General features: G+C 54.3%; 11 protein-coding genes. 5 read left to right on the top strand and 6 right to left on the bottom strand.

Translation table 11 applies throughout. From position 1 onward, the window contains the following. Positions 1 to 72: 72 nt before the first annotated feature. On the bottom strand, positions 73 to 1,341 hold the full coding sequence (locus IAI47_RS09660; protein WP_008925227.1) for an MFS transporter: 1,269 nt from the start codon (positions 1,339 to 1,341) through the stop codon (positions 73 to 75). After that, positions 1,338 to 2,759: a M20 family metallopeptidase gene (locus IAI47_RS09655; RefSeq protein WP_008925228.1), complete on the bottom strand. Its 1,422-nt coding sequence runs from the start codon at positions 2,757 to 2,759 to the stop codon at positions 1,338 to 1,340. Before IAI47_RS09655 ends, IAI47_RS09660 begins: the two co-directional genes overlap by 4 nt. Positions 2,760 to 2,899: 140 nt before the next feature. Here IAI47_RS09655 and IAI47_RS09650 point away from each other — a divergent pair, with 140 nt between their 5' ends. After that, on the top strand, positions 2,900 to 3,814 hold the full coding sequence (locus IAI47_RS09650) for a LysR family transcriptional regulator (RefSeq protein ID WP_008925229.1): 915 nt from the start codon (positions 2,900 to 2,902) through the stop codon (positions 3,812 to 3,814). Between the two features lie 43 nt (positions 3,815 to 3,857). Here IAI47_RS09650 and IAI47_RS09645 read toward each other — a convergent pair whose 3' ends face one another. Then, the gene (locus IAI47_RS09645) at positions 3,858 to 5,453 is read right to left on the bottom strand and encodes an ABC transporter substrate-binding protein (protein ID WP_187961122.1); all 1,596 of its coding nucleotides are present in this window, start codon (positions 5,451 to 5,453) and stop codon (positions 3,858 to 3,860) included. 127 nt (positions 5,454 to 5,580) lie between these two features. Here IAI47_RS09645 and pepT point away from each other — a divergent pair, with 127 nt between their 5' ends. The 3 genes from pepT to IAI47_RS09630 all read left to right on the top strand — a co-directional run bounded on the left by pepT (position 5,581) and on the right by IAI47_RS09630 (position 8,514). Next, positions 5,581 to 6,807 (top strand): peptidase T, encoded by a 1,227-nt coding sequence (gene pepT / locus IAI47_RS09640; protein WP_003853706.1) that lies wholly within the window; start codon positions 5,581 to 5,583, stop codon positions 6,805 to 6,807. A 293-nt stretch (positions 6,808 to 7,100) separates the two neighbouring features. Beyond that, complete coding sequence (locus IAI47_RS22185) at positions 7,101 to 7,523, top strand: hypothetical protein (protein ID WP_370581672.1); 423 nt, start codon at positions 7,101 to 7,103, stop codon at positions 7,521 to 7,523. A 511-nt stretch (positions 7,524 to 8,034) separates the two neighbouring features. Further along, a complete protein-coding gene (locus tag IAI47_RS09630; RefSeq protein WP_008925232.1) occupies positions 8,035 to 8,514 on the top strand; it encodes a type VI secretion system tube protein TssD in 480 nt (159 codons plus the stop codon). A gap of 79 nt (positions 8,515 to 8,593) precedes the next feature. On the opposite strand, the gene IAI47_RS09625 is transcribed toward IAI47_RS09630, so the two are convergent. Then, entirely contained in the window at positions 8,594 to 9,370 is a 777-nt protein-coding gene (locus tag IAI47_RS09625; protein ID WP_003853710.1) for a transporter substrate-binding domain-containing protein, read from the bottom strand. Between the two features lie 60 nt (positions 9,371 to 9,430). Continuing rightward, complete coding sequence (locus tag IAI47_RS09620) at positions 9,431 to 10,597, bottom strand: methionine aminotransferase (protein WP_008925233.1); 1,167 nt, start codon at positions 10,595 to 10,597, stop codon at positions 9,431 to 9,433. 125 nt (positions 10,598 to 10,722) lie between these two features. Between IAI47_RS09620 and IAI47_RS09615 the strand changes: the two genes are divergently transcribed. Next, complete coding sequence (locus tag IAI47_RS09615; protein ID WP_008925234.1) at positions 10,723 to 11,604, top strand: LysR family transcriptional regulator; 882 nt, start codon at positions 10,723 to 10,725, stop codon at positions 11,602 to 11,604. Here the strand turns inward: IAI47_RS09615 and IAI47_RS09610 are convergent. Beyond that, positions 11,562 to 13,226 (bottom strand): methyl-accepting chemotaxis protein, encoded by a 1,665-nt coding sequence (locus tag IAI47_RS09610; protein ID WP_008925235.1) that lies wholly within the window; start codon positions 13,224 to 13,226, stop codon positions 11,562 to 11,564. The two genes, IAI47_RS09615 and IAI47_RS09610, sit on opposite strands and share 43 nt — an antisense overlap. Positions 13,227 to 13,250 lie beyond the last annotated feature (24 nt).

The raw sequence follows: 13,250 nt of genomic DNA, 5'->3' as shown, positions 1-13,250 counted from the left end.
AGGCTCGATCTTACCGCCTCCCGTTCCTGACGTTGTCAGTCACAAAATGGGCCAGCTAACCGGCCCATTTTGCTATGCCACCCGCTTACTGCAGCGCAGCAGCGCGATGCCACTTAGCACTGCCACCGCCATCAGATAATAACCTGGCGCCAGACTGCTGCCCGTGGCAGCAATCAGCATGCTGCAAATCAGCGGCGCAAACCCGCCAAATACTGTCACCGCCACGTTGTAACTGATCGCCATACCGCTGGCGCGGGTGGTCGCCGGAAAGAGATCGGCCATCACCGACGGCACCGTCGAGAAATAGACCGACTTCAGCAGCGCCATCCAGGCCACCAGCAGGATTAACGTAGTGGGCGTGGTGTGATCGACCATCCATTTAAACGCAGGATAGATGGTAGCCATCAATAGCAGCAGCGATCCCCACATCAGCGGCAACCGGCCAATCCGCTCTGCCCACAATCCCATGATGGGCGTCACGACCGTCAGGATAATGCCCGCAATCAGTGTGGCGGTGAAGGCAACCGATCCCGGCAGATGCAGGGTTTTGGTGGCGTAAGTCGGTATGTAGTTGAGCATGTAGTTTACTGCAGTGGAAATCACCATCACGCCTATCGCCAGGGTGATCAGCGCTTTCTGTCGCCCGAACAGCGTCTTCAGCGGCGCGGATTCCTTCTCCTGCGAGGTAAAGCTGGCAGGTTCCTGCACATGACGGCGAATGTAGATACCCAGCGGGCCAATCAGCAGGCCGAAGGCAAACGGAATGCGCCAGCCCCACGCCTGAATATCACTTTCGCTTAGCCAGTGCGTCAGCCCCAGCCCGAATGCGGATGCCATCAGTGTGCTGGCCCCCTGAGTGGCAAACTGCCAGCTGGCGATAAAGGCTTTACGTTCGGGAAAGTGCTCCACCAGAAAGGCAGTGGAACTGCCAAATTCGCCCCCGGCAGAGAAACCCTGAATCAGACGCGCCAGAATGATCAATAGCGGTGCGGCCAGACCGATAGTGGCGTAGCCCGGCATAAACGTAATGATCGCCCCGCCCAGCATCATCAGGTTAATCGACAACAGCAGCGCCTTTTTGCGCCCATGGCGGTCGGCATAGTTGCCCAGCACAATGGCGCCCAGCGGACGGATCAGAAAGGAGATACCGAAGCTGCCAAAGGTCAGCAACAGCGACACTGACGGATCGCTGACCGGAAAGAAAACGTGCGCGATGTAGCTGGCGAAAAAGCCATACACCGCGATGTCGAACCACTCCAGCGCGTTACCAATGCAGGTGGCGAACAGTGTTTTGTGCAGGCTCGGTTTCACCTGCGAGGTCGTCTGCGCGATGCTGCTCATTGTTCACCTCTCCGCCACTGATGGTGGCGCGTCATCAACTGTTCGCCCTCTTCGCCCAGTTGCCAGAAGAGTCTCGTCATAATCGCCAGGCCTTCACGTGCAATGGAATTGAGCATGTGTTCGTTAACGCCATGCTGGCCGCAGGCGGGATAGGAGTGCGGCACCCACAACGTTGGCAGACCCAGGATATCGGCGAAGACTTCATTGGGCAGTGAACCGCCAAGATTGGGTAACAGCGCAGGTTTTTTACCGCTGCTACGCGCCAGCGTGTCCAGTGCCCAGGCCACCAGCGGATCCTGAGGATCGAGCCGCGTCGCCGGTGAGCCGCGCAGAAACTCCACGCTGACGTTATCGAAGCCGTGCTGACGCAGGTGACTTTCGACATGCTGCACCAGGTTTTCCCAGTCAGTGCCGACCACAAATCGCAGCTGACACACCGCCGTGGCGCTGCCCGGAATCGCGTTCATGGGGCGCGCCGGATTGCCGGTTTCAAAGGCCAGCACTTCCAGCGTGTTCCAGCCATAAAGGCGCTCTGCAGACGTCAGACCTGGCTCACCCCAGCCTTCTGCAAGCGCCGGATCGCCCGGCATACCGCCGACGTCAATATCACTCAGGATTGCACGCACGGCCCTGGTCAACGAGTCCGGTTTTAGCGCAGCGACCTGCAATACGCCCTGCGCACTCACCAGGCAGGCGATCGCATTGGCCAGTTGCGTACCGGGATTACTGAGCAGTCCGCCCCAGTTGCCGGAGTGATAGGCGTTGTCACGCGCCCGAATGGTCAGACGAAAGTTCGCCGCACCACGCGAACCCAAAAACAGCGTTGGTCGCACTGCGTTGAGCCGTGGGCCATCAGAGGCGATAAAGAGATCGGCTTTTAACAGCGCCTGCTGCTGCTGGCAGATCGCCGCCAGTCCCGGCGAACTGATCTCTTCGCCCATTTCAAACAGGATTTTGCAGTTAAAGCCCAGCTTTCCACCGCGCGTCTGCCACACCTGTTCCAGCGCCGCGAGGTTGATGCAGTGCTGACCTTTGTTGTCCGCACTGCCACGTCCATACAGGCGATCGCCTTCAGCTGTGAGTTGCCACGGCGATAAGCCTTCGCGCCAGTTTTCATCGTCGCCGAATACCACATCACCATGGCCATAGCAAAGCAGCGTCGGTTTCAGCGGATCTTCAATGCGGGTGGCAATCAGAAACGGCGGGCTGCCTGGCTGGGGATTTTCAAATGGATGTAACGTAAATCCCATCTTCGTCAGTTGCGGGCCAATTTCCTGTTGTAAATAGTGGTCCAGCTCCGCCCCTCTGCTGGCCTGCTGGCTTTCGGTCACACAGGCGACACGCCGTGCCAGCAGTTGCTGAAACTCACCGCTATCGAAATAGTTCATCGCCTGATCAACGGCCTGTTGCTCTGTCATGTTTGCCCTGCCTGTTTTTTTTATCGTGCTTTATCTTTGACAAACTTCTCTCCTTGCCACAATTATCAATTTATCGAGTGAGCGTTGCTTTTAAAGCAATGCCTGACTGCCCTTTTATGATGCGTTTTGACGGAGTGGAGATGATAAGCAGCGAGATCCGCTATTTCCTCGCGGTTGTTGAGAGCGGCTCGTTGAGCGCCGCCAGTGAACAACTTTTTGTTGCGGTGTCGGCGATCAGTCGTCAGATTCAGCGGCTGGAGGCACAGGTCGGGGTGCCGCTGTTTGAGCGTCATGCGCGCGGCATGGTGCTGAATGAAGCAGGTGAGATTTTTGCGCATCACGTGCGTAAGAGTCAGCTTGATATGGCGTATGCGCTGGCAGAGATTAAGGGATTGAAAGCGATACGCCGCAGTTTGATCCGCATCGCCTGCACAGATGGTATGGCGTTTAGTCTGCTGCCTGGCCTGCTGGCGGCGTTTCGCCTGACAAACCCGGGCGCGCTGTTTGCGATTAACGTGACGCACTCGCAGGGCGTGGCCGCATGCGTCCGGGCGGGAGAATGCGATGTGGCGCTGCAGTTTAGTCTGCAGCCGGAGCGCAGCGTTGAGGTGCTGGGTTCGTGGCCTGCACCGGTGTTGCTGGCGATGCATGCTTCACATCCGCTGGCGTCACGTGAGGTGACGCTGGGCGATCTGCCTCGCTGGCCGCTGGCACTGCCCGGTCATCACACCACGGTGCGGCAGCTGTTTGATCTCTCCTGTCAGATGAACGACTGCGTGGTGGAGCCGGTGCTGACCTGCGACTATTTCGCTACGCTTTATCACTTTTTGCTGCATACGCCGCAGGCGGTAACCATCTGTAGCGCCTTTACGCTGTTGTTTGAGCGCGATGCGCAAAATCTGGTGTTGCGGTCGATGGGGGTGGATCAGTTGAGTCAGCGCACGTTGCAGCTTCAGACGGTGTCGGGCCGTCAGCGCAACGCGGCTTTGACGCTATTTCTGGCGTTTTTGCAGCAGCGGCTGACGGAGATGGATCAGCAGGTGAGGATGGGATAAGGGGCCCACTGATGCGTGGGCCATTGACGTTAACTGCCACGGGTTACTGCTTAATATCCACCTGATAGAAGATATGCTTGCCAAACGGATCGACCTGATAACCGCTGACCGATTTGCGTACCGGCTCAAAGATGGTGGAGTGCGCAATCATCACGGCAGGCATCTGGTCATGCATTATCTGCTGCGCCTGCAGATAGAGCGCGGTGCGTTTGCCCTGATCCGGCTCGGCGCGGGCTTCGGTGATTAACTTCTCGAACGGCTGGTAGCACCATTTTGAGGAGTTAGAACCGCCCTGCGCAGAGGTACAACTGTACAGCGGGCCGAAGAAGTTATCCGGATCGCCGGTCGCTGTCGTCCAGCCCATCAGCGCCGCCTGATGCTCGCCACTGCGGACGCGCTTCAGGTATTCGCCCCACTCATAGCTGACGATATTGGCTTTGATGCCGACTTTGGCCCAGTCAGACTGAATCATCTCCGCCATGCGGCGCGCATTCGGGTTGTAAGGCCGCTGAACCGGCATCGCCCAGAGCGCAATTTCGGTACCCGGTTTGACGCCAGCCTGTTGCAGCAACGCTTTGGCCTTCTCCGGATCGTAGTCGTAATCCTTCAGATCTTTGTCCGCGCTCCAGATGCCCGGCGGCAGGATATTCTTCGCGACCGTGCCGGTGCCTTTGAATATCGCCTCAATGATCGCCGGTTTGTTGATCGCCATCGCCAGCGCCTGGCGCACTTTGACGTTGTCGGTTGGCGCTTTAGTGGTATTAAACGCCAGGAAGCCGGTGTTCAGACCCGCCTTCTGTTCCAGAATGATGTCCGGATTGGCGCGCATTTTGTCCAGATCGGCGGGGTTCGGGAATGGCATTACCTGACACTCGTTCTTCTCCAGCTTGGCATAACGCACGGAGGCGTCAGGCGTAATGCTGAATACCAGCCGATCGAGCTTCGCCTTGCCCTGCCAGTAGTCCGGAAACGCTTTATAGAGGATGCGGGAATCTTTCTGATACTGCACCAGTTCAAAGGGGCCGGTGCCAATCGGGTTCATATCGACCTTCTCCGGCGTCCCTGCTTTCAGCATCGCGTCTGCATATTCCGCCGAGTGGATTGAGGCGAAGTACCAGGCGAGATCGGCAAGGAATGGCGCTTCCGGATGAGCAAGCGTGAAGCGCACGGTGTGGTCATCAACCCGGTCGATATGTTTAATCAGCGTGGAGAGTTCCAGGCTTTCGAAGTTGGAATATGTGCCGCCAGAAACATTGTGGAAGGGATTTTTCGGGTCCATCTGACGCATAAACGAGAAGATCACATCATCGGCGTTGAAGTCGCGGCTGGATTTGAACTGTTTATTGCTCTGGAACTTCACATTTTTGCGAAGATGGAAGGTGTATACGGTGCCATCCGGGCTGATCTCCCAACTTTCCGCCAGGCTCGGGACCAGATTGGTGGTGCCGGGCGTGAAATCCACCAGCCGGTTAAAGACCGGTACGGCACTGGCGTCAACACTGGTTCCGGAGGTATAGAGCTGAGGGTTAAAATTCTCTGGCGATCCCTCAGAACAGTAGACCAGCGTTTTGGCGTTTACGCTGCCAGCCAGCGCTATCCCAGCAGTAACAAGCGCTAAGGTGGCTATCTTGATTTTCATTATCATCCTCGCTTTGTATTGACTTCCGGTGATCACAATATCTAAATGAATCATTCAGATGCTTCATTGATAGCACGATTCGGCACCATAGCGAACCCCACCAGTGGCTGACTAATAAGGAATAGTGATGACAGACAAACTTGAGTCGCAACTCACCGAACGTTTTTTCCGTTACCTCGCCGTCAGCAGTCAGAGCGATGCCAAATCAACCTCCTTGCCCAGCACCCCGAGTCAGCACGCCATGGCAAAACTGCTGGCGGATGAGCTGCGCGATTTGGGTCTGGATGAGGTGGTGATTGATGAACATGCCACAGTGACGGCAGTAAAACGCGGTAACCGTCCTGATGCACCGCGCATCGGGTTTATTACACACATCGATACCGTTGATGTCGGTTTGTCGCCTGATATTCATCCGCAAATCCTCACCTGGCAGGGCGAAGATCTTTGTCTGAATGCAGAGCAGGATATCTGGCTGCGCCGCGATGAACATCCTGAGATCGCGCCCTATGTGGGTCAGCAGGTGATTTTCAGCGACGGGACCAGCGTGCTGGGCGCTGACAACAAAGCGGCGGTTACTGTAGTGATGACGCTGATGGCCAATCTTAAAGGCGACCACGGCGATATCGTGGTGGCCTTTGTGCCGGACGAAGAGATTGGCCTGCGCGGGGCGAAAGCACTCGATCTGGAATCGCGGTTTAATGTCGATTTTGCCTGGACCATCGACTGCTGCGAACTGGGTGAAGTGGTATATGAAAACTTCAATGGTGCTGCTGCAGAGATTGTGTTTACCGGTGTGCCCGCACACCCGATGTCGGGCAAAGGCGTGCTGGTCAATCCGCTGCTGATGGCACATGACTATATCAGCCTGTTTGATCGTCAGCAGACGCCGGAGCACACCGAAGGTCGCGAAGGCTATATCTGGTTTAATGAGATTCAGGCCAACGCCAGCAAAGCCACGCTAAAGGCCTCCATTCGTGATTTTGACCTCACCAGCTTCGCCGCACGCAAGCAGCAGTTGCAGCAGGCAGCGGAAAAACTCGCAGCACGTTATCCCACCGGCGACGTGAGCATCACGATCAGCGATATTTACAGCAATATCAGCAATGCACTGGGTGAGGATCGTCGGGCGATTGATTTGATCTTCAGTGCGTTTGCCGCGCTGGAAATTGAGCCAAAAGTCATTCCGATGCGTGGCGGCACGGATGGGGCTGCGCTGTCAGCCAAAGGGTTGCTGACGCCGAACTTCTTTACCGGCGCACACAACTTCCACTCACGCTTCGAGTTTCTGCCGATTACGTCCTTTGTGAAATCCTATCAGGTGGCGGAAAAACTCTGTTATCTGGCGGCGGGTTAACAGTTTTATTAATGCTTATATGTACAGGGCTGAAATGGGAAGTTCAGCCCTGATTTTGATACAGCCAGTGAAACCTAATCAGCGAATTTTCCACATTAAACGCGCGTTTTATTAAGGCCAGAACCTGCGTTATTCCGTCACTATTATAACTTCACCTCCCAAAAGCACCCTCCTTTTATCCGGTTTATTTTGATCGCGCGCATTAATGAGCACTTAAGCGGATTTACATACATCTTAATGCTCTTTATCTTCAATGAACATTTAAATGCGGGGATAATTTAAGGGGTTCAGTTATGCAACACACTGATGAAATAATTAATTATTTACAGGCGAACGAAATTTCAGCAAAAAAGTTAGATCGGGCCTTTAATGGGGTTAGTGATGCATTATCACATCAGATTGAACACATAGGTTCAGGCGTGCAACGTGCGCTTTATTACACCTCGTGCTTCACAGAAAAATATCAGGAGATTTGTCAGAAGCAAAAAGTCGAGGACGTAAGATTTGCAAAGGGAGTGATTCAACTTAGAAGGCATGGCAATGTTATAAATGACATGCTCAAGATATATTTCAATGAACTATTCAGATATAAAACAAATAATCAACTGGAGCAAATAAAGAAGTCTCTCATGGCGGTAAATGTACATATTGCGCCAGTCATCTCACCCAACACGGTTTTTCTTCCGCCGTTACGTCAGCAGTTGCAGTCGGCATGAAAGTGAACCTTGATATGAGCGCGCTAATTGGCGAAGGGCTGGCAGTGCACATACAATTGCTGGAATTTATGGAGTCATTCAGAAAGCAGCAGATTGCGCCAACCGGTTAAATTACACTTTACCGGCATATTATGCAGCACTCTATGAAAAAGAACTTGAAATGATGTATTTCCTGATTGACCCGTTATTTGTTAACTCGGGAGCCCTCAAAAACACGTCCCCATCCGATAATGAAATTTCAAAAATAATCACGACTATGATTCGATAGCCAAATGATTAAAAATATTATATACCGGATTTTTAAAATAATATTCAAATCAATGATTGAGGTTTATGCCCCCCCATTTCTTATTCTTACTTTCGCAGTCATCTTCGTGCAGATTTTTCCAGAAGGTCCTTTATGGCCCATTGCAGTCTTTGTCTTAATTGTAATAATAGTTTTTCCACGAACATTCAAATAGCAATGCTAAACATCAGATAATGTCAGAAACCTCAATAAGGAAATAAAACTATGTCTGTACCCGCTCATCTATGGCTTGACGATGAAAACGGTTCACCCATCGTGGGGAGCTGCCAGATGCCACTCCGACTCGGTTCAATAGAGTTAAAGTCGTTCGCGCACCACATCACCATTCCTGTTGATCCCGCCTGGGGAAAACTAACCTGTACGCGTTTTCACAGCCCGATTACTATCGTCAAAGAGTTCGACCAGACAACGTCCGTTCTTTATCGCGCAATCTGTGAAGGACGAATACTTAAAAATGGCACAACAAAAATGTACAGAATTGTGGAGTCAGGCAGCGAGGTTGAATATTTCAATATTATGCTGGAAGGGATAAAGCTCACTACCGTTTCTCCCTATCTTGCCCCTAACGGACTAAGCAGCACGCACCTGGAAACACTGGAATTGCGATATCAGGCTATTACCTGGAAATATACGGACGGAAACATTATCTATGGGGATGAATGGAATAACTTTGCAAAGGCTTAAATCTAAGAACTGTTTGATAAAAATGAAGGCTGACATAATCAATCGGAGAGAATCGGGCGCAGAGTGCGCCCGATTCTGTTTATGGCTTCGCGCTCACATCAATGCCCGGGAAGTATTTTTCAGCCAGCTTTTTGATGGTGCCATCGCCCTGCACTTTGGCGATCGCCGCATCAAGAGACTGCTTCAGCTGGGCGTCATCTTTGCGCAGGCCGTAGCCGATGCCCGAGCCAAGAATCGCGTCATCTTCGACCGGCTTGCCGACAAAGCCAAAGCCTTTACCCTGGGGCTTATCAAGGAAACCGGACTGACCGGCAGCAGACATCACCAGCGTGCCATCAAGGCGGCCCGCGACCATATCGTTGTAAACCTGGTTCTGATCCTGATACGACGTGACCGTTACGCCCTGCGTCTCCCAGTGCTTCTTCGCATAGGTTTCCTGAATAGAGCCCTGCAACACGCCGATGTTTTTACCTTTGAGACTGTCGGCGGTCGGTGCCAGATTTTCACCGTTTTTCGCCACAAGCATGGTCGGAATACGGTAGATCGGCTGCGTAAACGCGATGCTTTTGGCGCGCGCTTCGGTGATATTCATCGCCGAGTTGATGGCATCAAATTTTTTCGCCTGCAGCGCCGGGATCAGCGCATCAAAGCTGCTCTCGACCCAGTGGCAGCTGAAATTGCCGGCCTTACAGATAGCGTTGCCCAGCTCAATATCAAAGCCTTCCAGCTCCCCTTTGGCATTGCGGCTTTCAAATGGCGGATATTGTGATTCTACGCCGTAACGTAAATCCTGTGCCAGTGCCTGTACTGATGTCATCATGCCCAGAGCAAGAAAAAGCGCGTTCAGTTTCTTCATTATTTACCCCGAAAAGTCCTGGTTACCTGTTCCCGGTGCTGCCTCACGCGGTGGCGTGATTCAGTGAGAAAAAGCAGATAGCGCCGCTGCGCCAGCCTCTAGTGTCGCCTCGTCTTTCGCAAATGAGAGACGAATCAGTTTGTTGTCTGTGCCATCCATATAAAACGCCGACAGCGGTATGGTGGCCACACCGTGATCGACGATGAGACGTTTTACCATTTCACTGTCCGGCTCGTCACTGAAATGTCCATAGCTGGCGAGCATAAAGAACGAACCGGCACTCGGCAGCAGCTGGAACGGCGAATTTTGCATCAGGGTGATCAGGCGATCGCGCTTCTGCTCATAGAAGGCACTGAGCGACAGGTAGTTCTCCGGCCGCTGCAGGTAGTGTGCGAATCCCACCTGCATCGGCGTGTCGGCGGCGTACATCATGAACTGATGCACTTTCACCAGTTCGGTCATCAGCGCTGCTGGCGCCAGGCAGTAGCCCACCCGCCAGCCGGTGACGTGGAAGGTTTTACCAAACGAGGAGACGATGACGCTGCGCGCCGCCAGTTCCGGGTACGTTGCCATGCCACAGTGAGAGTGACCATCAAACACAATATGCTCATAGACTTCATCGGAGAGCACCACGATATCGGTATTGCGAATCAATGCCGCCAGCTGATTAAGGTCATCAGGCGTCAGTACCTGCGCGCTGGGGTTATGTGGCGTATTAATGATGATCATGCGGGTGCGCGGTGTGATCGCCGCCCGCAGCGCATCCCAGTCGATGGCAAATGACGGCACCTGCAACTTCAGGCCTATCGGCGTACCGCCCTGCAACCGTACCACCGGAGCATAGCTGTCAAATGCCGGTTCAAAGAAGATCACCTCATCGCCCTGATGCACCAGCGCGGTAATCGCCATATAAAGCCCCTGGCTGGCGCTGCCGGTGATCAGCACTTCACGGGCAGGATCATATTTCTGGCCATAAAGCGCCTCCACTTTACTGGCGAGCGCCTCGCGTAAGGCCGGCAGGCCCATCATGGCGGCATACTGATTATGTCCCTCCAGCATCGCGCGACTGACAGAGTCGACCAGCGCCGGATCGCAGGGGAAGTTGGGCGCACCCTGCGACAGGTTGATCGCCTGATGCTGCGCCGAGAGCTGGCCAATCACGCTGAAAATAGTGGTGCCGACGTCCGGCAATTTTGAGTGGATAGCGACAGGCGTTTTCAGGGACATAGTCTCTCCGTCAGGGGGATAACCGATCAGATGCGGTAAAACGCTATTCAACGGGCTGCCACTTGAGTCGGCAAGCGAAATGTCGTCATAATAGCCATGACAAAAATGCATAGCTGAGGTTCACTGTGTCACGCTTATCGCTGCCGCTTAATGCCATTCACGCCTTTCTGGTGACCGCCCGTCATCTCAATCTGACCCATGCAGCCCGTGAGCTGTGTCTGACTCAGGGTGCCGTCAGTCGCAAGATCGCCGCACTGGAGCAGTGGCTGGGTGTCACACTGTTTGATCGCCACGCGCGCGGCCTGCGGCTCACGCCACAGGGCGCCGCGCTGCTACCCGAATTGCAGCAGGGTTTTGAACTGATGCTTAAGGCCAGCGAAAAGGTCCGCCGCAGTCAGGTCAGCATTCGCCTGAAAGCGCCGACCTGTGCGATGCGCTGGCTGGTCCCCAGGCTGATGGCGCTGGAACAACAGCGCCCTGAACTGCATGTGGCCCTGACGACAACGCTGGATCATGCTACGCAGCTTGAAAATTTTGATGCCGCGATTGTCTATGGCAAGCCGCATCCCGAAGGCGTCTGCCTGTTCTGTGAGTCACTGACACCGGTAATGGCAGCGAATCAGCCCTGCCCGGACTCTCCGGCGGCGCTGACTGCAATGACCTTTTTGCATCCCACCGCAGACACCCGTGACTGGCAGTGCTGGCTGAAAGTGCAGCAGGTCACACTCAGCATGAAGCGAAACCAGCATTTTGCCACGATGGATTTAGCGATCAGTGCAGCGATTCAGGGATTTGGCGTGGCGATTGCCGACAGCAATCTGGTGGAGAGTGATATCGCCAGCGGCAGGCTGATTAAGCCGTTCGCTGGCGAGGTTAAAACGGGCGCCGTTTACAGTCTACTGCAACGGCCTGCGCAGGATGCGCCACCGTTCCTGGCGGAACTGGTGGCGTGGCTTAGCCGGGATCAGAAGGTGACCCAGTCGCCATTATCAGCAGGTTTGGCCTGAGGCGCACTTAGCACCGGGGCTTTTGGCGCAGCCGGTTTATTGCCGGTGACAGGTGCGCTCTGGCGTTCACTGGAAAGACGGAACTTCGACACAGAGGCCTGCAGCGCTTCTGTCTGCAGCGCCAGCGCGCTTGCGGCGGCGGAAACCTCTTCAACCAGTGAGGCGTTTTGCTGCGTGACACTGTCCATTTCTGTGACTGCTGTTCCCACCTGAGAAATGCCTTTGCTCTGCTCTTCTGAGGCGGAGGCGATCTGTTTCATAATCGCATCCACATCCTGTACCGATTTCAGAATATTATTCATGGTGCCGCCGGTGGTGCTCACCAGCTCGGCGCCTTTACCCACACGCTGAACGGACTCTTCAATCAGAGTCGCGATCTCTTTGGCCGCATTGGCACTGCGCTGGGCAAGGTTACGTACTTCAGACGCCACTACAGCAAAACCCCGACCCTGTTCACCGGCACGAGCCGCTTCAACGGCGGCGTTCAGCGCCAGAATATTGGTCTGGAAAGCGATACCGTTAATCACGTTGGTGATCTCAGCAATTTTCTTCGAACTGCCTGAAATGCCATCCATGGTGCTGACCACTTCGCTGACCAGCTGGCCGCCTCGCTGTGCCGTCGTGGTGGCGGTTTCAGCCAGCAGGCTGGCCTGACGGGCGTTATCAGCGTTGAATTTCACCGTAGCAGTCAACTGCTCCATGCTGGCTGCAGTCTGCTCCAGCGCAGCGGCCTGCTCTTCAGTGCGTGATGAGAGATCATTGTTACCTGCAGAAATTTCTGCCGCCCCACGCGAGATATTCTCAGTACCGCTGCGAATGGCGCTAACCGCTTCACGCAGGCTATCCTGCATGGCGCTCAGCAGCGGAACCAGTTTACCCACACAGTTGCGACCGAATTCATTGACCGGCTGGCTGAGGTCACCCGTGGCAATCACGGCGAAATGGGTGCGAATGCTTTCCAGCGGACGAACCAGCATCGTTACCAGATAGCGGTCGGTAAACAGCAGAATAAACAGACCAATGATGACCGTGATGGTAATTATTGTTTTCGTCGTCGCGGTGAGGTGATCAACTTCAACGCGGGTGGTATCCAGCTTTTGAGCTGCACCCTGACTGAATTTCTCTGCGCTGACGCCAAACGCGCGGCTTAATGCCGGAGTGACGTTGTTCGCCTGCTGGCGATAAGCATCAGGTGTTGGCTGACGCGCCAGCTGAAATTGTGGCGTTACGCCTTCATCCAGCAGCTTCTGCCAGCTCTGAATCACACCATCCACGACTTCCGGGTTCATCGGACCGGGGGCGAGCTGTTTGAAGCGTGCCAGTTGCTGGGTCATACCATCCAGCGCCTGTTGCACCGGCGCGTACGATTCGTCGGTCAGGGTTTTACCTGCCGCTTTGCTTTCCATCACACGGGACAAGCGCGTGACAACACGAAAATATTGATCGTTTCCTTTGCTCAGCACCGTCATTTGCTCAACCAGATGACGGTCAACCTCGTTGCCTTCGCTGAGCGCGCCAAGAGAGTGGATGCTATACAGCCCGACGCCGGTCCACAGTAAGCAAAACAGCCCCAGAATCGTGAGCATCACTGCGCGAATGGTAAAATTTTTGAGCATTCCCATACCAAAATCCTATACACGTTGACC

The organism is Pantoea sp. MT58 (assembly GCF_014495885.1).
Lineage (GTDB): Bacteria > Pseudomonadota > Gammaproteobacteria > Enterobacterales > Enterobacteriaceae > Pantoea > Pantoea eucalypti.
Note: the sequence above shows the minus strand (reverse complement) of the source record. Positions and strands in the feature narration are given on the sequence as shown.